The sequence below is a fragment of the Streptomyces sp. HUAS YS2 genome (assembly GCF_033343995.1).
Classification (GTDB): domain Bacteria; phylum Actinomycetota; class Actinomycetes; order Streptomycetales; family Streptomycetaceae; genus Streptomyces; species Streptomyces solicathayae.
Window position 1 is genome coordinate 6991630 of record NZ_CP137573.1, and the last position, 24981, is coordinate 7016610.

Consider the following 24981-nt stretch of genomic DNA (forward strand, 5'->3'; position numbering starts at 1 on the left):
GGATCGGGGTGCGTTGCCGGTTCCGGAGGGTGTGCGGCCGGAGTTGGAGGGGTTCGTCGCGCCGGCGAATGCGACGGAGGAGTTGCTGGCGGGGGTGTGGGCGCAGGTCCTGGGTGTCGACCGGGTCGGCGTCCACGACAACTTCTTCGAACTCGGCGGACATTCACTGCTCGCCACACAGGTCGTGTCCCGCATCCGGACCGTTTTCGCCACCGAGGTCCCCCTCTCCGCCCTCTTCGACCACCCGACGGTCCGCGAACTGTCCGACGTCGTCGTCGGCTCGGGCCAGGAGGTGACCGCACCGCCCATCGCAGCGGCCGGCCGGGACGGCGAACTGCCGCTGTCCTTCGCACAGCAGCGCCTGTGGTTCCTGGACCAGCTGAACCCGGGGTCCACGGAGTACAACGTGCCCCTGCTCGTGCGCTGGCCCGGCGACCTGGACGTCGCGGCACTGACCGCGGCGCTGGGCGCGGTGGTGAAGCGGCACGAGATCCTGCGGACCAGACTGGTGCCGGGAGCCGGCGGCGTCGCGCACCAGGTGATCGACGAGCCGACCCCCTTCGTCCTGCCACTGACGGACGTCTCGGGTCATGACGACCCCGCTGCGGCCGCACGGAAACTCGTGACCGCGGAAGTCATGGCACCGTTCGACCTGGCCCGCGGGCCGCTGGTCCGGGCCACCCTGATCCGGATGTCCGCCGACGAGCACGTCCTGGCCCTGGCCGTGCACCACGTGGCCTTCGACGAGTGGTCGGTACGCATCCTCCGCGAGGAGCTCTCCGCTCTGTACGAGGCGTTCCGGGTCGGCGAGCCGGACCCGCTGCCGCCGCTGGCCGTGCAGTACGCGGACTTCGCGATATGGCAGCGGCAGTGGCTGGACGGCGACGTACTGGACGCCCACACGGCGTACTGGCGCGACCAGCTCGCCGACCTGCCGGCGCTGGAACTGCCGACGGACAGGATGCGCCCACCGGTCCGGTCCACCGACGGAGCAGCGGTCGACTTCTCCGTACCCGCGCCGACCGCGGACGTCTTACGGGCCCTGTCCCGCAAGAACGGCGTGACGATGTCCATGACGCTGCTGGCCGCGTTCGACGTGCTCCTCGGCTGGTACACGGGGTCGGACGACGTCGTGGTCGGCACACCGGTCGCCAACCGCAACCGCGCCGAGACCGAGGACCTCATCGGGTTCTTCGTGAACACGCTGGTCATGCGCACCGACCTGTCCGGCGACCCGACCTTCGTCGAACTCCTCCGCCGCGTACGGAAGATGGCCCTCGCCGCGTACGCCCACCAGGATCTGCCGTTCGAGCAGCTGGTGGACGAGCTCGTCACGGAGCGGGACCGCTCCCGCACCCCCCTCTTCCAGGTGTTCTTCAACTACACGCCCGAGGGGAACACCGGTCACCCCGGCCGGGACGAGGACCAGGGCGGCCGATCCGACGCGACCGGGCCCGCGCCCGAGGCCGGGCCCGACACCGACACCGATGCCTCGTCGGTCGACGGACTGGCGGCGACCTCGGTCAACTTCGACCTGGCCGTCACGCTGGCGGACCATGACGGTGCCCTGGCGGGAGCGATCGAGTACAGCACCGCGCTGTTCGACGCCGCGACCGTGGAGCGGATGGCCGGCCACCTGGTTGCCGTGCTCGAAGCCGTCGCCGTGGATGCCCGGCAGCGGGTGGGTGAGCTGCCGGTCCTGTCGGCGGGTGAGCGTGAGCTGGTGGTGGAGGGCTGGAACGCGTCGTCGGTGGAGTTGCCGGCGGTGGGTGGGGTACAGGAACTGATCGCGGAGCGGGCTGCGAAGGCCCCGGACACGGTGGCCGTGGTGGCCGGTGGGGAAGCGCTCACCTACGGCGGGTTGATGGCGCGGGCGAATCGTCTGGCGCGTCATCTGCGGTCGGTGGGTGTGGGTGCGGAGTCGGTGGTGGGTCTGTGTCTGCCGCGTGGGGTGGACATGGTCGTGGCGATCGTCGGCGTGTGGCAGGCGGGTGGCGCCTACCTGCCGCTGGATCCGGAGTACCCGGCCGATCGGCTGGAGTTCATGCTCGCGGACGCGGGTGTCGAGGTCGTGGTGGGCCGGCGGGACGTGGTGGAGGGGCTGTCGGTCGGGCACGGGGTGTGGCTGGACGATCCGGCGGTACGCGACGCCTTGGCCGGTCTGCCGTCGAAGGCTCCTGGGGTGGCTCCGTCCGCTGACCAGCTGGCGTACGTGATCTATACGTCCGGCTCGACCGGCCGGCCGAAGGGTGTGCAGGTCGAGCACGGCAGCGTGGTCGCGATGGTGTCGGCGCTGGCGCCGGTCCTCGGTGCCGGTCCGAGCCAGCGGATGCTGCAGTTCGCCTCGTTCAGCTTCGACGCGGCTGTCCTCGATGTCGCGGTGACGCTCGCCTCGGGCGGCGTCCTCGTCGTCGCGACGTCCGAGGAGCGGGCGGAGGCGGGGCAGCTGACGTCGATGCTCCGCGCGGAGGGTGTGGGTGCGGCGAGTGTCGTGCCGTCCCTGCTGGGCGTCCTCGACCCGGAGGCGGTGCCCGGGATCGAGACGCTGCTGCTCGGTGCCGAGCGTCTGACCGAGCCGGTCGCCCGCACCTGGTCGGCCGGCCGTCGGCTGGTGAACACGTACGGTCCGACGGAGTCGACGGTCATGGTGACCGCCGACGCCGTCGCCCCGGACGTCCAGCGCATGCCTGCGATCGGTTCCCCGGTCGCCAACGCCCGTCTGTACGTGCTCGACGGGTCCATGAGGCCCGTGCCGGTGGGCGTCCCCGGCGAGGTCTTCATAGCCGGCCCGCAGGTCGCGCGCGGCTACCGCGGCCGCCCCGGCATGACGGGTGAACGGTTCGTCGCCGATCCCTTCGCTGCCGACGGTTCGCGCATGTATCGCTCCGGTGACCGGGCCCGCTGGCTGCCGGACGGGCAGTTGGACTTTGTCGGCCGTGCGGATGGTCAGGTGAAGGTGCGTGGTTTCCGGATCGAGCCGGGTGAGATCGAGGCCGTTCTGGCCGGTCACCCGCAGATCCGTACCGCCGTCGTCGCCGCCTTCGGCGACGTCGAGGACCGCCGTCTGGTCGCGTACCTCGTGCCGGCCGATCAGACGGACGGCATTCCGTCGGTCGGCGACATGCGGGCGTACGCAGCGAGGTGGCTGCCGGCCTTCATGATCCCGCCGACGTTCGTGGAGCTCGCGGCGCTGCCGCTCACTCCGAACGGCAAACTCGACCGTACGGCACTCCCCGAGCCGGACGGGGAGAGGCCGCAACTCGAGGAGTTCGTGCCTGCCTCGGGTGACGCGGAGGAAGCGCTGGCCAGGCTCTGGGCCGAGGTGCTCGGGGTGGATCGGGTCGGCGCCACGGACAACTTCTTCGAACTGGGCGGACATTCGTTGCTCGCCACCCAGGTGGCTTCCCGGATCCGGGAAGCCTTCGAGCTTGAGATTCCTCTGTCCGCTCTCTTCGACCACCCCACCGTGAGGGGCTTGGCAGCCGTGGTCGAAGAGCTCATCTGGTACGAGATCGACCACATGCCGGAAGACGAAGTCGTCCAGAGCCTGGACAGCTACGCGCAGGGTGCAGAGTCCGACGAGAACGGGGTTTTCTGATGTCCATCTCCCCTGCGGAGCTTCTGCAGAAGCTCGAGAACAGCGGTGTTCGCTTCAGCGTCGTCGACGGCAGGCTGCGGATCTTCGCGCCCAAGGGCGTGCTCACCGAGGAGCTCCGGACCCGGCTCCAGGCCTGCCGCGACGAGATCATCGGGCTGCTGGCGGACCGCGAGGCGGACTCGACGGCCGACCAGGCGCCGCCGATGACGGTCGCCGACCGCGACCAGCGACTTCCGCTGTCCTTCGCCCAGCAGCGCCTGTGGTTCCTCGACCAGCTCGACCCCGGATCGGTCGAGTACAACGTGCCGTTGCCGATCCGGCTCCGCGGGGTGCTGGACCAGTCCGCCCTCGGCGCCGCCCTGAACGCGATCGTCGCCCGGCACGAGGTGCTGCGCACGCGCCTGGTGGCCGGCGGCGACGGTGTGCCGCACCAGGTGATCGACCCGCCGACCCCCCTCCCCCTCCCGGTGGCCGACGTGTCCGGCGAGGAAGACCGCGGTTCGGCCGTATGGGCGCTGATGGCCGCGGACGCGGCGCTGCCCTTCGACCTGGCGGGCGGCCCACTGATCAGGGCGCAGCTGATCCGGCTGGCTCCCGACGAGCATGTCCTGGCGCTGTCCATGCACCACGTCTCCTTCGACGAGTGGTCGAAGCGCATCTTTCACGACGAACTCCTGCTCTCCTACGAAGCGTTCCGGACGGGCCGCCCCAACCCGTTGCCGCCGCTCGAGGTGCAGTACGCGGACTTCGCGGTGTGGCAGCGGCAGTGGCTGGACGGCGAGGTCCTGGACAGTCAACTGGCCTACTGGCGGGACCAGTTGACAGGTACGTCGGCCCTTGATCTGCCCACGGACCGGCCGCGGCCGGCGGTGTGGTCGCCGGCCGGTGCGATGGTGCAGTTCTCGGTGCCGTCGCGGACGGCCGACGGTCTGCGCGAGCTGTGCCGACGCAGCGGCACGACGATGTTCATGACGCTGCTTGCGGCCTTCGACGTCCTCCTCGCTCGATACGGCGGCACGGACGACGTGGCCGTGGGCACGCCGGTCGCCAACCGGAACCGTGCCGAGACGGAGAAGCTGATCGGCTTCTTCATCAACACCCTGGTCATGCGCACCGATCTGTCCGGCGACCCGACGTTCGAGGAACTCCTCGGCCGCGTACGCGAGATGGCGCTCAACGCCTACGCGCACCAGGATCTTCCCTTCGAGCAGCTGGTGGACGAGCTGGTCACGGAGCGGGACCGGTCGCGAAGCCCGCTGTTCCAGGTGCTGTTCAACTACTTCACCGAGGACGGGCAGCAGGGCGGTCGCGACGCACGGGACCCGTCGCACGACCGCCCGGGCGATGCGGCGGAAGGGGCGGGCGACGGTGGCGGCCTTGCTCTGGGAAGTGTCGCGGGCGATGTCGTCGCCAAATACGACCTTCGGCTGATGCTGACGGACGGCGGTGGCGCGCTGTCGGGTGTGATCGAGTACAGCACTGCCCTGTTCGACGCGGCGACGGTCGAGCGGATGGCGCGCCACCTGTTGTCGGTGCTGGACGCGGTCGTCGAAGACGCGACGCAGCACGTGGGCGAGCTGTCCGTGCCGAGCGCCGGTGAGCGCGACGTTCTGGTGAACGAGTGGAATGCGACGGCTGTGCCGCTGCCGTCGGTGGGCGGGGTGCATGAGCTGATCGCGGAGCGTGCGGTGCGGTCGCCGGATGCGGTGGCAGTGGAGTGTGGCGAAGTCGCCATTGATTACGCGGAGTTGGTGGGTCGGGCGAATCGGCTGGCACATTATCTGCGGTCGGTGGGTGTGGGTGCGGAGTCGGTGGTGGCGCTGTGCCTGCCTCGCGGCGTCGAGATGGTGGTGGCGATGCTCGCGGTGTGGCAGGCGGGCGGCGCGTATCTGCCGCTGGATCCGGAGTATCCGGCCGACCGGCTCGGGTTCATGCTGCGTGACAGTCGGGCGACGGTGCTGGTCGGTACGGAGGAGCTGGTCGACGAGCTGCCGGTCGGCCGTCTGCGGACGGTGCTGGTGGACGACCCGATGGTGCGCGGGGCGCTGTCGGAGCTTCCTTCGTCGGCGCCGGAGGTCGTCTCGTCGCCTGACCGGTTGGCGTATGTGATCTATACGTCGGGTTCGACGGGTCGGCCGAAGGGTGTGCAGGTTCCGCACGCGGGTGTGGTGAACCTGGCGATGGCCCAGGCCGGCGCCTTCGGTGTGGAGGCGGGGGACGGGGTGCTGCAGTTCGCTCCGTTCGGTTTCGATGCCGCGGTGTCCGAGGTCGCGGTGACGCTGGCGGCCGGTGGCCGCCTTGTCGTGGCGACGGCGGAGGAGCGTGGTGAGCCGCGGGCGCTGGCGGGGCTGGTGCGGGAGAAGGATGTGCGGGTGGCGACGCTGCCGCCGTCGCTCCTGGCCGTCCTCGAACCGGCCGATCTGGTCGGTCTGCGGACTCTGGTCACTGCCGGTGAGCGGTTGGAGGAGGCGGCGGCTGCGCGTTGGCGTGGCGAGTACCGGCTGTTGAACGCGTACGGTCCGACGGAGGCGACGGTCTGCGCGAGCATCGCCGTCCTCGACCCCGAGGGCGACGGTGTTCCGCCGATCGGTGCGCCGATGGAGAACACGCGGGTCTACGTACTCGATGGTCAGCTGCGTCCGGTGCCGGTCGGTGTGGTGGGCGAGCTGTACATCGCCGGTGTGGGCGTGGCGCGGGGGTACGGGGGCCGGGCCGGACTGACGGGTGAGCGCTTTGTCGCGGATCCGTTCGCGGTGGATGGTTCGCGGATGTATCGCTCGGGTGACCAGGTGCGGTGGCTGGCGGACGGCCGGTTGGAGTTCGTGGGCCGGGTCGACGGCCAGGTCAAGATCCGCGGGTTCCGGGTCGAGCTGGGCGAGATCGAGTCGGTCCTGGCCGCAAATGCCGCGGTGCGGGCGGTGGTCGTGACGGTGGAGGGACTGGAGGAGGATCGCCGGCTGGTGGCGCATGTGGTGCCGGCGGATCAGGAGGAGGGGATTCCCGCGGTCGGCGAGCTGCGGGCCTTCGTGGCGGAGCGGCTGCCCGGGTTCATGGTCCCCTCGGTGTTCGTGGAGCTGGCCGCGCTGCCCCTCACGCCGAACGGCAAGGTCGACCGGGCCGCGCTTCCGGCACCCGACGCTGTACGCCAGGGCATGACGGGTTTCGTCGCGCCGGCGAGCGCGACGGAGCAGATGCTGGCCGACGTGTGGGCCACGGTGCTGGGCGTGGCCGATGTCGGCGCAGCCGACGACTTCTTCGAGCTGGGCGGCCACTCGCTGCTCGCCACCCAGGTCGTCTCCCGGATCAGGGACGTGTTCGCGGCCGAGATACCGCTCGCCGCGTTGTTCGACCATCCGACGGTCCGCGAGCTGGCCGCCGTGGTCGACGAGGCCGGCACCCATGTGGCGGTGCCGCCCATGGCCGCGGTCGACCGGGACGAGCCGCTGGCGCTGTCGTTCGCGCAGCAGCGGCTGTGGTTCCTGGACCAGATGGAACCCGGATCCGCCGAGTACAACGTGCCCCAGGCGATCGTCTGGACCGGCGAACTGGATGTCGCGGCGCTGGGTGAGGCGCTGAGCGCGGTGGTGACCCGGCACGAGGTGCTGCGCACCAGGCTGGTCGCGGGCCCGGACGGCGTGCCGCACCAGGTGATCGACGAGCCGCAGCCGTTCCCGCTCGTGGTGACGGACGTGTCCGCCGATGCCGACCCGCTCGCCTCGGCGCGAGAGGCGATGCTCGCGGACGCCGTCACACCGTTCGATCTGGCCGAGGGCCCGCTGATCCGCGCCACGCTGATCCGCGTGCGGCCCGACGAGCACCTCCTTGCGCTGACCATGCACCACGTCGTCTCCGACGAGTGGTCGGGCCAGATCCTGAAGCGTGAGTTGGCGGCCCTGTACGAGGCGTTCCGGGCCGGCGAGCCGGACCCGCTGCCGCCACTCGCCGTGCAGTACGCGGACTTCGCCGCCTGGCAGCGCGGCTGGCTCACCGGCGATGTGCTCGACAAGCAACTTTCCTACTGGCGAGGCGCGTTGGCCGATGCGCCGGTACTCGACCTGCCCATCGACCGGCCGCGTCCGGCGGTTCGGTCCTCCGCGGGTGCGGTGCGGCGGTTCAGTGTGTCGGCGCCGACGGCCGAGGCGCTGCGGGAGCTGTCGCGTGATTGTGGTGCGTCGATGTTCATGACGCTCCTTGCGGCCTTCGATGTGCTGCTGGGGCGTTATGCGGGTTCGGACGATGTGGTGGTGGGCACGCCGGTGGCGAACCGGAACCGTGCCGAGACGGAGGACCTGATCGGGTTCTTCGTCAACACGTTGGTGCTGCGGACGGATCTGTCGGGTGACCCGTCGTTCCGTGAGTTGGTGGGACGCGTGCGGGAGACGGCGCTGGGTGCGTACGCGCATCAGGACGTGCCGTTCGAGCAGCTGGTGGACGAGCTCGTCACGGAGCGGGACCGGTCGCGCACCCCGCTGTTCCAGGTCCTGTTCAGTTACGTCGCCGGAGAGTCCGAGGGCGAGTCCGAGGACGCGCCGGGCGAGCGCCCCGAGCGCCGGACCGACGAGGCGGACGACCCGGGGGCGAGTGCCCTACCGGTCAAGTTCGACCTGGCACTGACGATGAGCGATGCCGACGGGACCCTGTCGGGGACGATCGAGTACAGCACCGCGCTGTTCGACGCGGCGACGATGGAGCGCCTGGCGGGCCACCTCGTGACGCTGCTGGAGGCGGTGGCTGAGGAGGCTGAGTGCCGGGTGGGTGAGCTGCCGGTGTTGGCGGCGGGTGAGCGTGAGCTGGTGGTGGAGGGGTGGAACGCGTCGTCGGTGGAGTTGCCGGCGGCGGGTGGGGTGCATGAGCTGATCGCGGAACGGGCCGTGGTGGCTCCGGATGCGGTGGCGGTGGTGGTCGGGGAGCAGTCCCTGACGTACGGCGGGCTGATGGGTCGGGCGAATCGTCTGGCGCATTATCTGCGGTCGGTGGGTGTGGGTGCGGAGTCGGTGGTGGGTCTGTGTCTGCCGCGTGGGGTGGACATGGTCGTGGCGATGGTCGCGGTGTGGCAGGCGGGTGGGGCGTATCTGCCGCTGGATCCGGAGTATCCGGCCGATCGGCTGGAGTTCATGCTCGCGGACGCGGGGGCGCATGTTGTGGTGGGCCGGCAGTCCTTGGTGGAGGGGCTGTCGGTCGAGCAGGGCGTGTGGCTGGACGACCCGGCCGTACTCGACACGCTGGCGGACCTGTCCGCTGAGACGCCCGAAACTGCCGTAGCTGCAGGTCAGTTGGCGTACGTCATCTATACGTCGGGTTCGACGGGGCGGCCGAAGGGTGTGCAGGTCGCGCATGGCAGTGTCGTCGGGATGGTGTCGGCGCTGGGGCCGGTGCTGGATGCTGGTCCGGGTGTGCGGATGCTGCAGTTCGCGTCGTTCAGCTTCGACGCGGCCGTCCTCGACGTCGCGGTGACGCTCGCGTCGGGCGGTGTTCTCGTCGTGGCGACCTCGGAGGAGCGCGCCGAAGCCTCTCTCCTCACCTCCATGCTTCGTGCCGAGGGTGTGGGTGCGGCGAGTGTGGTCCCGTCTCTGCTGGGTGTCCTGGACCCGGAGGCGGTGCCCGGGATCGAGACGCTGCTGCTGGGTGCGGAACGTCTGACGGAGCCGGTCGCGCGTGCCTGGTCGGCGGGGCGTCGGCTGGTGAACACGTACGGTCCGACGGAGTCGACGGTCATGGTGACCACCGGCACCGTGGACCCCGACCAGCTCACCGGCGCCCCTGCCATCGGGTCCCCGGTCCCGAACGCCCGTCTGTACGTCCTGGACGAGCGCCTCAATCCCGTACCCGTGGGTGTGGCGGGTGAGGTGTTCATCGCCGGTCCGCAGGTCGCGCGTGGCTACCGGGGTCGCCCGGGCATGACGGGTGAGCGGTTCGTCGCGGACCCCTTCGCTGCCGACGGCACGCGCATGTATCGGTCGGGTGACCGGGCGCGTTGGCTGCCGGACGGGCAGCTGGACTTCGTCGGCCGTGCCGACGGTCAGGTGAAGGTGCGTGGTTTCCGGATCGAGCCGGGGGAGATCGAGGCCGTTCTGACCGGTCACCCGCAGATCCGTACCGCCGTCGTCGCCGCCTTCGGCGACGTCGAGGACCGCCGTCTGGTCGCGTACCTCGTGCCCGCCGACCAGGCGGCCGGGATCCCGTCCGTCGCCGAGATCCGTGCCTTCGCGAGCAGCCGGCTCCCTGCCTTCATGATCCCCTCCGGTTTCGTGGAGCTCGCGGCACTGCCCCTGAGCCCGAACGGCAAGCTCGATCGGTCTGCTCTGCCCGACCCGGACAGTTCCTGGTCCGGCTCGGCTGGGGAGTTTGTTGCGCCGCGTTCTGAGGTGGAGCGGGTTCTGGCGGAGGTTTGGGCTCAGGTTCTGGGTGTGGAGCGGGTCGGGGTCGAGGACAACTTCTTCGAGCTCGGTGGCGATTCGATCGTGAGTATTCGTGTGGTGGCTCGGGCGCGTGAGCTGGGTGTCCACGTGACGGTGGCTCAGCTGTTCGATCATCAGACGGTGGCGGGTCTGGCGTCGGTGGCGTCGGGTGAGAGTGCGGTTGTTGCGGAGCAGGGTCTGGTGGTGGGGGAGTTCTCGTTGACTCCCATTCAGCGATGGTTCCTCGGTCGGGAGTTGCCGCAGGCCGGGCATTTCAATCAGTCGACGGTGCTCGGGGTCGACGGTCGGGTTGATGTGGGGGTGCTGCGGGCGGCGGTGGGTGCGCTGGTCGAGCAGCATGATGCGCTGCGTTCGCGGTTCGTGTGCCGGGACGGGGCGTGGGTCGGGCATGTGGTGGGCGCCGAGACGTCGGACCTTGTCACGGTCGTCGATGCGACGGAGGTGTCCGCCGATGAGGAGGCGGAGTTCCTTGAGGCACGAGCCACCGAGATCCAGGCCGGCCTCGACCTGACCGAGGGGCCGCTCTTCAGGGTGGCGCTCTTCGACCTCGGCGAACGGGGTCAGTTAGTCCTGGTCGTCGCTCATCACCTGGTCGTGGACACGGTGTCCTGGCCGGTGTTGCTTGAGGACCTGGCTTCGGCGTATGCGCAGGTCGAGCGGGGTGTCGCGACGGTGGAGCTGGCGGCGAAGACGTCGTCGTTCGTGGCGTGGGCGGGGCGTCTGGAGGAGCTGTCGGCTTCGCCGGAGGTCGTGGCGGAGACGGAGTTCTGGCGTTCCGTGGAGGCGGCTGCGGTGCCGCTGCCGCGGGCGTTCGAGGGTGGGAATCCGGTGTCGGGGGCGCGGCGGGTGTCCGTGGCGCTGGATGCCGGGCTGACGGAGCGGCTGCTGCGTGAGGTGCCGGCCGCGTTCCGGACGCAGATCAATGATGTGCTGCTGAGTGTGCTGGGTGCGGTGTTCACCGAGTGGACCGGCACGGGCTCTGTGGTGGTGGATGTCGAGGGTCACGGCCGTGAGGACGTGGGCGTGGACATCGACGTGTCGCGGACGGTCGGCTGGTTCACGAGCGTCTACCCGGTTGCTCTCACCGGTCTGGTCGACGGTGATCTGGGTGCGTTGCTGCGTCGTACGAAGGAGTACCTGCGCGGTGTCCCGCGGAAGGGCTTGGGTTATGGCCTGCTGCGCCACCTGACCGACTGGGCTCCGCAGGGGCACGCCGAGGTCGGCTTCAACTACCTCGGACAGTCCAGCCGGCGACCGGACGACACTGAGACGGACGCGGGGCGCGTGAAGGAGGGGAAGGGTGGTCTCTTCAGGCCGTTGCCCGGCTCCCTCGGCGAAGGGGAGTCGTCGCAGAATGAACGCTCGTACCTGATCGACGTCAATAGTCAGGTCAGCGACGGCCAACTCGAGATGGTGTGGACGTACGGCGCCGAGGTGCATGACGAGGCGACGATCGCGGGTCTCGCGGAGCGGTACGTCGAGGTGCTCGGTGATCTGATCGAGTTCTGCTGCCGGCCGGAGACGGGCGGGTACACGCCGTCCGACTTCCCGCTGGCGCGGATCGAGCAGTCCGTGCTCGACCGTGTCGCGCAGAGCCTGCCGACCGAGATCGAGGACATCTATCCGCTCACCGCGCTGCAGCAGGGCATGCTCTTCCACACCCGGCTGTCCGACGACCCGGGCATGTACTGGGCGCAGAACGGCCTGCTCCTGGAAGGCGAACTGGATCTCGACGCTCTGAAGCGGGCGTGGGAGCTGGTGTTCTCCCGGCACGAGGTATTGCGCACCGCGGTTGTGTCGGAGGGTGTGGCGCAGCCGCTGGCGGTCGTCTCCCGGTCCGTGCCCCTGCCCCTTGAGGTGCTGGATCTTTCCGGGCTGGACGAGGAGGACCGGCGCCACGCGATCTCCGCGCACCTGGAAGCCGACTGGGCGCGGGGCGCCGACTTCACCGCACCCACGCTCGTGCGTTTGGCGTTGGTGCGGTTGGCGGAGGGTCGGCATCAGTTGGTGTGGAGCTATCACCATCTGTTGTTGGACGGGTGGAGTGTGCCCATTGTTCTGGGTGAGGTGTTGGAGGCGTATCACGCGTTTCGTGTGGGTGGGCGGCCGGAGTTTGGTGTGCGGGCGTCGTTCCGGGAGTTCGCGGCGTGGGTGGCGGGTCAGGACGAGGGTGCTGCGCGGGAGTACTGGTCGGGTCGGTTGGCCGGGTTCGGTGAGGTGACGTCGCTGGGTGTGGAGCGGGTGACGGGTGAGGAGGGGTCGGAGGAGTTGCATCTGCGGCTGCCGGCTGTGGTTGCGGGTGAGGGGTTGGCGGGGTTCGCGCGGCGTCATCGGTTGACGTTGAACACGGTGGTGCAGGGTGCTTGGGCGTTGGTGTTGGCGTTGTACGCGGGTTCGGACGACGTGGTGTTCGGTGTGACGTCGTCGGGTCGTGGGGGTCAGATCGACGGTATGGACGAGATGGTCGGTCTGTTGTTGAACACGACTCCGGTGCGGGTGCGGGTGGAGCGTGAGCGGCCGGTTGCGGAGTGGCTGGCGGGGTTGCAGGACGAGCAGGTGCGGGCGCGCAGGTTCGAGCACACGCCGTTGGTCACGATCGCGGACTGCAGCGAACTCCCGGCTGGTCAGGCGCTGTTCAACACCCTCTTCGTCTTCGAGAACTACCCGGTCGAGGAACTGGAAACAGGTCAGGAGGACTCTGCGGAGAGCGGCCTGCGCACCGCTTTCAACCACATGCGTGAACAGGCCAACTACCCCCTGAGCGTAGCCGCCAGTTCGGCCCACGACCTTGCCCTCCGGATCTCCTACGACCGCGCTCAGTTCGACGCGACGACGGTCGAGCGTCTCGGTGCGCATCTGGTGGCGGTGCTGGAGGCGGTGGCTGCGGATGCGGGGCAGCGGGTGGGTGAGCTGTCGGTGCTGGCTGCGGGTGAGCGTGAGCTTCTGGTGGCTGGTGGCGACGGTGGTTGTGTGAAGTTGCCGTCGGTGGGTGGTGTGCATGAGCTGATCGCTGAGCGGGCGGTTGTGGCTCCGGATGTAGTGGCTGTTGTGGCCGGCGGGGAGTCGGTCACGTATGGCGGGTTGATGGCGCGGGCGAATCGTCTGGCTCATCACCTGTGCGGTATGGGTGTGGGTGCGGAGTCGGTGGTGGGTCTGTGTCTGCCGCGTGGGGTGGACATGGTCGTGGCGATGGTCGCGGTGTGGCAGGCCGGTGGTGCCTACCTGCCGTTGGACCCCGAATACCCGGCCGATCGGCTGGAGTTCATGCTCGCGGATGCGGGTGTGCAGGTGTTGGTGGGTGAGCGGTCGGCGGCCGATGGTCTGCCGGTTGATGCGGTGGATGTTCGTACGGTGTGGCTGGACGATCCGGCTGTACTGAAGGTGCTGGGAGGGTTGCCGTCGTCGGCCCCTGAGGTGCGGACGGTCGCTGACCAGTTGGCGTATGTGATCTATACGTCGGGTTCGACCGGGCGGCCGAAGGGCGTGCAGGTCGCGCACGGCAGTGTCGTCGGGATGGTGTCGGCGCTGACGCCGGTTCTCGAAGCCGGTCCAGGCGTGCGGATGCTGCAGTTCGCGTCGTTCAGCTTCGACGCGGCCGTCCTCGATGTCGCCGTGACGCTCGCGTCGGGCGGTGTCCTCGTCGTCGCGACGTCGGAGGAGCGGGCCGAGGCGTCCCTCCTCACCTCGATGCTCCGAGCCGACGGCGTGAGCGCGGCGAGTGTGGTCCCGTCCCTGCTGGGCGTCCTGGACCCGGAGGCGGTGTCGGGTGTCGGGACGCTGCTGCTGGGCGCCGAGCGTCTGACCGAGCCGGTCGCTCGTGCCTGGTCGGCCGGCCGTCGCCTCGTGAACACGTACGGTCCGACGGAGTCGACGGTCATGGTGACCACCGGCACCGTGGACCCCGACCAGCTCACCGGCGCCCCTGCCATCGGGTCCCCTGTCCCGAACGCCCGTCTGTACGTCCTGGACGACCGGCTGAACCCCGTACCCGTGGGTGTGGCGGGTGAGGTGTTCATAGCCGGCCCGCAGGTCGCGCGTGGCTACCGCGGCCGTCCCGGCATGACGAGCGAGCGGTTCGTCGCCGACCCCTTCGCCGCCGACGGCACGCGGATGTACCGGTCGGGCGACCGTGCCCGTTGGCTGCCGGACGGGCAGCTGGACTTCGTGGGGCGTGCGGATGGTCAGGTGAAGGTGCGTGGTTTCCGGATCGAGCCGGGTGAGGTCGAGGCCGTTCTGACCGGCCACCCGCAGATCCGCACCTCCGTCGTCGCCGCCTTCGGCGACGTCGAGGACCGCCGCCTGGCGGCGTACGTGGTCCCGGCTGACACGACCGTGGGTATGCCCCCGGTCGCGGAGCTGCGGGAGTTCATGTCCGGCCGGTTGCCGGAGTTCATGGTGCCGTCGGTGTTTGTGGAGTTGGCTGGGTTGCCGTTGACGGCGAACGGCAAGCTGGATCGTTCCGCGCTGCCGGCCCCGGAGGCGCGGCAGTCGTCGGCCGGCGACTTCGTTGCCCCTTCCGGAGCGACGGAGGAACTCGTGGCCGGGATCTGGGCAGGTGTCCTGGGTCTCGACCGGGTGGGTGCTACGGACGGCTTCTTCGAGCTCGGCGGGCATTCGCTCCTCGCGACGCAGGTGACCTCCCGGATCCGTGAGGTGCTCGGTGTCGAGCTCGCGATGTCGGTGCTCTTCGACCACCCGACGGTGCGGGGTCTTGCCGCGGCGATCGCGGAGGCATCGGGAACGGTCGCCCCGGCCATGACGCCGGCCGACCGTACCCAGCCGTTGCCGTTGTCGTTCGCGCAGCAGCGCCTGTGGTTCCTCGACCAGCTCGACCCGGGATCCACCGAGTACAACGTCGCACTCCCCGTCCTCCTCGACGGAGTTCTGGACGTCGCCGCTCTGGGAGCCGCTCTGGGCGCACTCGTCGCGCGCCACGAGGTGCTGCGCACCCGGCTGGTGGCGGACGCGGACGGCGTGGCCCACCAGGTGATCGACCCGCCGGCCGCCTTCCCGCTCGCGGTCGTTGATGTGTCCGGCTGCGACGACCCGCTCGGCCTCGCCGAGCAGATGGTCGCCCAGGGCATCACGGAGCCGTTCGATCTCGCGGCCGGGCCCCTCTTCCGCGGCACGCTGATCCGGTTGGGAATCGGCGAGCACGTCCTGTCGCTCGCCATGCCCCACGTCGTCTCCGACGAGTGGTCGGCGCGGATCATCCACCAGGAGATGGCGGCGCTCTACGAGGCCTTCCGTGCGGGTGAGCCGAACCCGCTGCCGCCGCTGCCCCTGCAGTACGCCGACTTCGCGGTATGGCAGCGGGAATGGCTCAGCGGTGACGTCATCGAAGACCAACTCTCCTACTGGCGAGCACAGTTGGATGGTGTGGCCGAGCTGGAGCTGCCCCTCGACCGGACCCGCCCGCCCGTCAGGTCGTCGGTGGGGTCGAGCACGCAGTTCACGGTGCCCGCAGAGACGGCGGAGGCGCTGCGCGGGCTGTCCCGCGAGAGCGGCACGACGATGTTCATGACGCTGCTCGCCGCGTTCGACGTCCTGCTCGGCCGCTACTGCGACACGGACGACGTCGCGGTCGGTACGGCCGTCGCCAACCGGAACCGGGCCGAGACCGAGAGCCTGATCGGCTTCTTCGTGAACACGCTCGTGATGCGTACCGACCTGTCCGGCGACCCGACGTTCGCCGAACTCCTCGCTCGGGTCCGGGAGACCGCACTAGGGGCCTACGCGCACCAGGACCTGCCGTTCGAGCAGCTGGTGGACGACCTCGTGACCGAGCGGGACCGGTCCCGGACCTCCCTGTTTCAGGTCTACTTCAACTATGTACGCGACGGCGCAGGCGCGGCGGACGCGTCCGAGTCCGACGGCTCGGACCCCGCGGCCGAGGCACACACCGACGTCGCGTCCGACGCGCACACCGACGCCGAGTCCGCGTCCGCGACCGACACCGCAACCGCGGTGCCCGGCCCCGCGATGACGCGCGACCTCACCCTCTCGGACCTGTCCCTGACCTTCCGGGACAGCGGCGACGGCGCCCTGTCCGGCGAGATCGAGTACAGCACCGCGCTGTTCGACGCCACCACCATCCAGCGCATGGTCGGCCACCTCGTCGCCGTCCTGCAGAGCGTCCTCGATCCGGACCGCCGCATCGGCGCCCTGGACCTGCTCGGCGACACCGAGCGCGCGACGCTGCGGCAGCTCGGCACCGGCACCGAGACGCACGCGGAAGGACGCCCCGTCCATCTGCTCGTCCAGGAACAGGCACACCGCACCCCGGACGCTGTTGCCGTGGTGGAGGGGGACCGCCACCTCACGTACGGCGCGCTGAACGGGGAGGCCAACCAGCTCGCCCACCGGCTCATCGAGGAGGGCATCGGCCGCGAGGACGTCGTCGGCGTATGCCTCGCCCGCGGCCTCAGGACGTTCGTGGCTCTGCTCGCCGTCCTCAAGGCCGGCGCGGCGTACCTGCCCTTCGACGCGGACCAGCCCGCGCAGCGGCTCGAGCACATGACGGAGTCCTCCGGTGCGGCCCTGCTCATCACCGAATCCGCGCTGGACGAGCGCCTCTCGACGGTGTCCGTGCCCCGCCTCTTCATCGACACCGAGTGGCCGGACATCGCCACCGGTGCCACCGATGACCCGCCCGTGGACGTGACGCCGCAGAACCTCGCGTACGTCATCTTCACCTCCGGCTCGACCGGCCTGCCCAAGGGCGTGCTCGTCCAGCACCACTCGTGGAGCCTGCAGCTGCAGGAGATGGGTCGTCAGTACGGTCTGACCTCGGCAGATGTGACGCTCCAGCTGGCATCCCTCACCTTCGACGCCGCGCAGGAGCAGCTCTTCGCAACCCTGCTGCGCGGCGGACGCCTCGTCCTGCGCGGAGCGGAGCAGTGGGCACCGGAGCGCGTGCTGCGCGAGATCCGGGAGCAGGCCGTGACCTCGGTGGAGATCACCCCCGCACTCTGGGAGATGATCATTCCCAACCTCGCGGCCGGCGACGCGCTCGGTCCGGACTTCCGCTGGTTGATCCTGGGCGGCGAAGCGGTCTCGCCGCAGGCGCTCGACCAGTGGTTCGCGCACACGGCCGTGCCCATCTACAACACGTACGGACCGACCGAGACGACCATCACCTGTGTCTCCTCCGAGCTGTGGGAGCCGGTGCCGTTCGTGCCGATCGGGCTCCCGATCGCCGACACGAAGGTGTACGTCCTCGACGCCCGCTTCAAGCCGGTGCCCGTCGGCATCCCCGGTGAGCTGTTCATCGGCGGCGCCGGCGTGGCACGCGGCTACGGCGGCCGTCCCGCGCTGACGGCCGAACGTTTCGTGGCCGACCCGTTCGCCGGTGACGGAGCCCGCATGTACCGGTCCGGCGACCGGGTGCGCTGGCTCGCCGACGGGCAGCTCGAGTTCCTCGGCCGCGCCGACCACCAGATCAAGGTGCGCGGCGTCCGCATCGAGCCGGGCGAGATCGAAGCCACCCTGGCCACCCACGGGGGCGTCCGGTCGGCGGTCGTGACGGCCTTCGGCGACGGCATGTCCCGCCGCCTCGTGGCCTACGTGGTCCCGGCCGACCTCGGCGAGGGCATCCCGCCGGTGACCGAGCTCCGCGACCACCTGCGCCAGAGCCTGCCGGAATTCATGACGCCCGCGGTGTTCGTCGAGATCACCGAGCTGCCCCTGACCCAGAACGGCAAGCTCAACCGCGCCGCGCTCCCGCAGCCTGACCTCGCGGCCCACGGGGAGACGCATGTGTACGTGGCCCCGGAGGGAGCCACCGCGGAGCTGCTCGCCGGGATCTGGGAGCAGGTCCTCGGGGTGGACGGAATCGGCGCCGACGACGACTTCTTCGGGATCGGCGGCCACTCGCTGCTCGCCACGCAGGTGATCTCCCGGGTCCGCGAGGTCTTCGGGACCGAAGTGCCGCTGTCGGCGCTGTTCGACCGGCCCACCGTACGCGGACTGGCCCAGGCGATCGACGAGTCCGGCACGGGGGTGACCGTGCCGCCGGTGACACCGGCCGGCCGCGACGAACCACTGCCCCTGTCGTTCGCCCAGCAGCGCCTGTGGTTCCTCGACCGACTGGACCCCGGGGCGCTCGGTCACGTGCTTCCGACCCCGATGCCCTGGGCCGGAGACCTGGACGTGGCCGTTCTGGGCGCGGCGCTCAGCGGCGTGATCGCACGGCACGAAGTGCTGCGTACCCGACTCGCCCCCGACGCGGACGGCGTGCCGCAGCAGATCATCGACCCGCCGGCACCCTTCCCGCTGCCGGTCGTCGACGTCTCCGATGCGGCGGACCCGGTGGGCGCCGCGCACGCCCTGGTGGCAGCGGACGCGGCCACTCCGTTCGACCTGACCGACGGACCACTCGTCCGCGCCGCCCTGATACGCCTGGCTCCGGACGAGCACGTCCTGGCACTCACCATGCACCACGTCGTCACCGACGAATGGTCGGAGCGCATCTTCCAGCGCGAACTGACCGCTCTCTACGAGGCGTTCCGCGCCGGCGAGACGGATCCGCTGCCGCCGCTGGCCGTGCAGTACGCGGACTTCGCGGTCTGGCAGCGGCAGTGGCTGGCCGGCGAGGTCCTCGACGGGCAACTCGACTACTGGCGCGACCGTTTGGGCGACGCCCCGGCACTGGAACTCCCCACGGACCGGCCGCGGCCGGCCGTGCGGTCCTCGGCGGGAGCGCAGACCGCGTTCACCGTGCCGGTGGCCGTGGCCGAGGCGCTGCGAGGCCTGTCGCGCCAGAGCGGTGCGACGATGTTCATGACGCTCCTTGCGGCCTTCGACGTGCTGCTGGGGCGTTATGCGGGTTCGGACGACGTGGTGGTGGGCACGCCGGTCGCGAACCGGAACCGCGCCGAGACGGAGGACCTGATCGGGTTCTTCGTCAACACCCTGGTGCTGCGGACGGATCTGTCGGGTGACCCGTCGTTCCGTGAGTTGGTGGGACGCGTGCGGGAGACGGCGCTGGGCGCGTACGCGCATCAGGACGTGCCGTTCGAGCAACTCGTGGACGAGCTGGTGACGGAGCGGGACCGCTCCCGGACCCCGCTGTTCCAGGTCTTCTTCAGTTACGACACCGAGGGCGCGCCGGAGCCCCCGCGCGAGGAGTCCGGCGAGTCGCGTCGCCATGCCGATCGCACGGTGCAGTTCGACCTGGCGCTGCGGCTCGGCGACAGCGAGAACGGTGGGTTGGCCGGGCAGATCGAGTACAGCACGGATCTGTTCGACGCCGCGACGATGGAACGCCTGATGGGGCACTTGGTGACGCTGCTGGAGGCGGTGGCTGAGGAGGCTGACTGCCGGGTGGGTGAGCTGCCTCTGTTGGCCGCGGGTGAGCGTGAACTGGTGGTGGAGGGGTGGAACGCGTCGTCGGTGGAGTTGCCGTCGGTGGGTGGGGTGCATGAGCTGATCGCTGAGCGGGCGGTTGTGGCTCCGGATGCGGTGGCGGTGGTGGCCGGCGGGGAGTCGGTCACGTATGGCGGGTTGATGGCGCGGGCGAATCGTCTGGCCCATCACCTGCGCGGTATGGGTGTGGGTGCGGAGTCGGTGGTGGGTCTGTGTCTGCCGCGTGGGGTGGACATGGTCGTGGCGATGCTCGGTGTGTGGCAGGCGGGTGGCGCGTACCTCCCGTTGGACCCCGAATACCCCGCGGATCGGCTGGAGTTCATGCTCGCGGACGCGGGTGCGCAGGTAGTTGTAGGCCGGCGGGACCTGGTGGAGGACCTGTCGGTCGAGCAGGGGGTGTGGCTGGACGACCTTGCGGTACGGGAGACCCTTGCGTCCCTGCCGTCGGAAGCCCCTGAGGTGGCTCTGTCCGCTGACCAGTTGGCGTACGTCATCTACACCTCGGGTTCGACCGGGCGGCCGAAGGGTGTGCAGGTCGCGCACGGCAGCGTGGTCGGGATGGTGTCGGCGCTGGGGCCGGTGCTGGATGCTGGTCCGGGTGTGCGGATGCTGCAGTTCGCGTCGTTCAGTTTCGACGCGGCTGTCCTCGATGTGGCGGTGACGCTCGCGTCGGGCGGTGTTCTCGTCGTGGCGACGTCCGAGGAGCGGGCGGAAGCGTCCCTGCTCACATGGATGCTTCGTGCCGAGGGTGTGGGTGCGGCGAGTGTGGTCCCGTCTCTGCTGGGTGTCCTGGACCCGGAGGCGGTGTCGGGTGTCGGGACGCTGTTGCTGGGTGCGGAGCGTCTGACGGAGCCGGTCGCTCGTGCCTGGTCGGCGGGGCGTCGGCTGGTGAACACGTACGGTCCGACGGAGTCGACGGTCATGGTGACCACCGGCACCGTGGACCCCGACCAGCTCACCGGCGCCCCTGCCATCGGGTCCCCGGTCCCGAACGCCCGTCTGTACGTCCTGGACGAGCGCCTCAATCCCGTACCCGTGGGTGTGGCCGGTGAGGTGTTCATCGCCGGTCCGCAGGTCGCGCGTGGCTACCGGGGTCGTCCGGGTATGACGGGTGAGCGGTTCGTCGCGGACCCCTTCGCTGCTGACGGTTCGCGGATGTATCGGTCGGGTGACCGGGCGCGTTGGCTGTCGGACGGGCAGTTGGACTTCGTGGGGCGTGCGGATGGTCAGGTGAAGGTGCGTGGTTTCCGGATCGAGCCGGGTGAGGTCGAGGCCGTTCTGACCGGTCACCCGCAGATCCGTACCGCCGTCGTCGCCGCCTTCGGCGACGTCGAGGACCGCCGTCTGGTCGCGTACCTCGTCCCGGCCGATCAGACGGACGGCATTCCGTCGGTCGCCGAGATCCGTGCCTTCGCGAGCAGCCGGCTCCCTGCCTTCATGATCCCCTCCGGTTTCGTGGAGCTTGCGGCGCTGCCCCTGAGCCCGAACGGCAAGCTCGATCGTGCCGCCCTGCCTGCCGCGGATGATGCGCGTCCCCCGGCCGGCCAGGCGGCGCCGGGTACGGCCATCGAGGAGCTGCTCGCCGGTATCTGGGCCCAGCTCCTGGGCCTGGACCGAGTCGGCGTCACGGACAACTTCTTCGAACTGGGCGGGCACTCGCTCCTCGCGACCCAGGTCGTGTCTCGCATCCGGGACGTGTTCGGCACCGAGATTCCCGTGGCGGCGATGTTCGACCACCCGACGGTCTCCGGTCTGGCGGGTGTTCTCGCAGCGTCCACGCCCGGTGGGGGCGCGCCGGAGTGGACCGTCGTCAGCAGGGACGGCGCGCTGCCGCTGTCGTTCGCGCAACAGCGCCTGTGGTTCCTGGACCAGCTCGAGCCCGGATCGGTCGAGTACAACCTCCCGATGTACCTGCCCTGGGACGGGGAGCTGGACGTCGCGATCCTAGGCAAGGCGCTCACCGCAGTCGTGACGCGCCACGAGGTGCTGCGCACCCGTTTGGTGGCGGACGCGGACGGCGTGCCTCGTCAGGTGATCGATCCACCCGCCGAGTTCCCGCTGCCCGTGGTGGACCTGTCCGGATGCGCGGAGCCGGTGCGCGAGGCCGAGCGGCTGGCGTTCCAGGACACCATGGCACCGTTCCGTCTCGCTGAGGGCCGCCTGGTCAGGGCCACCTTGATCCGGCTGGGCGAGGGACAGCATCTGTTGGCGCTGATGATGCACCACGTGGTGTCCGACGAGTGGTCGGCAGGGATCCTGCGACGCGAACTCGTGGCGCTGTACGAGGCGTTCCGCGCCGGCGAGCCCAGCCCGCTGTCGCCGCTCGCCGTGCAGTACGCGGACTTCGCGGCCTGGCAGCGTGAGTGGCTCGACGGTGAGGTCCTGGCAGGACAGCTGGCCTACTGGACGGAACACCTGGCCGACGTTCCCGCGCTGGACCTGCCCACCGACCGGCCGCGCCCGCCGGTGCGGTCCACCGAGGGGGCGATGGCCCCGTTCACCGTCTCGGCGGAGACGGCGGAGGCGCTGCGCGCGCTGTCCCGTGCACACGGCACGACGATGTTCATGACGCTGTTGGCGGCCTTCAACGTCCTGCTGGGACGGTACGCGGACGCGGACGACGTGGTCGTGGGCACGCCGGTGGCGAACCGGAACCGGGCCGAGACCGAGGACCTGATCGGCTTCTTCGTCAACACCCTCGTCATGCGCGGTGACTTGGCGGGCAACCCGTCGTTCACGGAGCTGCTCGGTCGTGTGCGCGAAACCGCCCTGGGCGCGTACGCGCATCAGGACGTCCCGTTCGAGCAGCTGGTGGACGAGCTCGTCACGGAGCGGGACCGGTCCCGCACCCCGCTCTTCCAGGTGTTCTTCAGCTACGGAGCCGGCGAGAGCGAAGAGGTACGCGGCACGGCCGACTCCGAGGAGCGCCTTGGCAGCCCTGCCGGCCAGGTGGCCGCGGTCTTCGACCTGTGGCTGATGTTGGAAGAGTCCGGCGACGGCGCGCTCAAGGCAGGAATCCAGTACAGCACTGCCCTGTTCGACGCGGTGACGGTGGATCGGATGGCGGGGCACTTGGTCACGCTGCTGAACGCGGTTGCTGCCGACGCGGGCCGGGGGATCGACGAGCTTCCGGTGCTGACCGCGGCTGAGCGGGATGTCGTGGTGCGGGGCTGGAACGACACGGACGTGGAGGTGTCCGGGGCCGGGGGCGTGCACGGCTTGATTGCTGAGCGGGCCGTGGTGGCTCCGGATGCGGTGGCTGTGGTGGCCGGCGGGGAGTCGGTCACGTATGGCGGGTTGATGGCGCGGGCGAATGGTCTGGCGCGTCATCTGCGGTCGGTGGGTGTGGGCGCGGAGTCGGTCGTGGCGGTGTGTGTGGAGCGTGGCGCGGACATGGTGGTCGCGGGGCTGGCGGTGTGGCTGGCGGGTGCTGCGTATCTGCCGCTGGATCCGGAGTTCCCGTCGGACCGTCTGGAGTTCATGCTCGCGGACAGTGGCGTCGGTGTGTTGGTGGGTCACCGGTCCGTGGCGGGTGGGTTGCCGCTGGAGTCGGTGGACTCGGTGGTGTGGCTGGACGACGCGGACACGCGGTCGACGCTTGAGCGCCAGTCGTCCGCGCCTCTTGATGTGCCGTGTGCCGCAGACCAGTTGGCGTATGTGCTGTACACGTCCGGATCCACCGGCAGGCCCAAGGGCGTGCTGGTGGGCCAGGGCAACCTGGTGAACTTCCTGGTCGGTATGGCTGCGCGTCCGGGTCTGGACTCGGATGTTGTGTTGCTGGCGGTGACGACGTGGGGCTTCGACATCGCGGGGCTGGAGCTGTGGCTGCCGTTGGTGGTTGGCGGCCGTGTCGTGGTGGCTGGGCGTGAGGTCGCCGGTGATCCGGGTGTGCTGGCGGGTGAGCTGGTGCGGTGGGGTGTGTCGGTGATGCAGGCGACGCCGGTGACCTGGCAGACGCTGATCGCCGACGGCTGGTCCGGATCTTCGGACTTGCTGGCGCTGTGCGGTGGTGAGGCGCTGCCGGACGGTTTGGCGCGTGCGCTGGTGGAGCGTGTCTCGGGCGTGTGGAACATGTATGGGCCCACGGAGACGACCATCTGGTCGACCTGCGAGCAGGTCGTGCCGGACCGGGCGCCGGGGATCGGGTCGCCCATCGCCAACACGCAGGTGTATGTCCTGGACGGCCGGCTGGAGCCGGTGCCTGTCGGTGTGGCGGGTGAGTTGTTCATCGGCGGTGCGGGCGTGACGCGTGGCTACCTGGGTCGTCCGGACCTGACCGCGGAACGGTTCGCGGCCGACCCGTTCGCGGCCGACGGTTCGCGGATGTATCGGTCGGGTGACCGGGTGCGGTGGCTGGCGGATGGCCGGCTGGAGTTCCTGGGTCGGGCCGACGAGCAGCTGAAGGTGCGTGGTTTCCGGATCGAGCCGGGGGAGATCGAGGCGGCTCTGGTCGCGCATCCCGCCGTCGGTTCGGCGGTCGTGGTCGGCCACGGGCAGGGCACGGAGCGCCGTCTGGTGGCGTACGTGGTCCCGGCCGTCGAGGCGGACGGCGTCCCGGCCGCCGGCGTGCTGCGGGAGTGGTTGCGGGAGGGTCTGCCGGAGTACATGGTGCCGTCGGTGTTCGTCGAGTTGGCGGCGTTGCCGTTGACCCCGAACGGCAAGATCGACCGCAAGGCCCTTCCCGAACCGGCCGGATGGAGCCCTGAGTCGGACTCGCGATTTGTGGCACCGGTCACCGCTGCCGAGGAGCTGCTGGCGGGGATCTGGTCGCAGGTCCTCGGGGTGGACCGGGTCGGCGTCACGGACGGCTTCTTCGATCTGGGCGGGCATTCCCTGCTCGCCACCCAGGTGATCTCCCGCATTCGGGAGGCGTTCGGGGCCGAGGTCCCGCTGTCGGCGCTCTTCGACCGGCCGACCGTACGCGCCCTGGCGGCAGCGGTCGAAAGCTTGGCCGGGGACGTCGCGCCGCCGGTCGGGCCGGCGGATCGTACACAGCCGCTGCCGCTGTCGTTCGCGCAGCAGCGGTTGTGGTTCCTGGACCAGTTGGAGCCGGGTTCGACGGAGTACAACATGTCGACCCGCCTCCGCTTGAACGGGGATGTGGACCTGGTGGCCCTGGGTGCCGCGCTGGACGCGATCGTCGCCCGGCACGAGGTGCTGCGCACCCGCCTGGTCGCAGGTCCGGACGGAGTGGCGTACCAGGTCATCGACCCGCCGGCCCCGATGCCCCTGCCCGTCCTCGACCTCTCCGGAAGCCCGGACCCGCAGGGGGCTGCGAACGACGTGGTCACGAAGGACGCTCTGACGCCGTTCGATCTGGCCAAGGGTCCCCTGCTGCGGGGCGTGCTCGTACGGATCGCGCCGGACGAGCACGTGCTGTCCCTGGTCATCCATCACGTCGTCTTCGACGAGTGGTCGGACCGGGTCTTCCAGCGCGAGCTGGCGGCCCTGTACGAGGCGTTCCACGCGGGTCGGCCGGATCCGCTGCCGCCGCTGGCATTCCAGTACGCGGACGTCGTCGCCTGGCAGCGGCAGTGGCTGACCGGCGACGTGCTCGACTCCCATCTCGCCTACTGGCGTGAAAATTTGAGTGGCGCT

General features: G+C 70.1%; 2 protein-coding genes (1 of these 2 only partly in view). Both read left to right on the forward strand.

Annotated features, from left to right (window positions below; translation table 11 throughout):
• The first annotated feature begins 13 nt into the window (after positions 1–13).
• The gene (locus R2D22_RS32300) at positions 14–3598 is read left to right on the forward strand and encodes an amino acid adenylation domain-containing protein (protein WP_318108568.1); all 3585 of its coding nucleotides are present in this window, start codon (positions 14–16) and stop codon (positions 3596–3598) included.
• Positions 3598–24981: the 5' portion of a non-ribosomal peptide synthase/polyketide synthase gene (locus R2D22_RS32305; RefSeq protein WP_318108570.1), read on the forward strand. Its footprint extends 3378 nt past the window's final position; the window shows 21384 of its 24762 coding nt (coding positions 1–21384); it begins with the start codon at positions 3598–3600; the stop codon falls past the right edge of the window. Before R2D22_RS32300 ends, R2D22_RS32305 begins: the two co-directional genes overlap by 1 nt.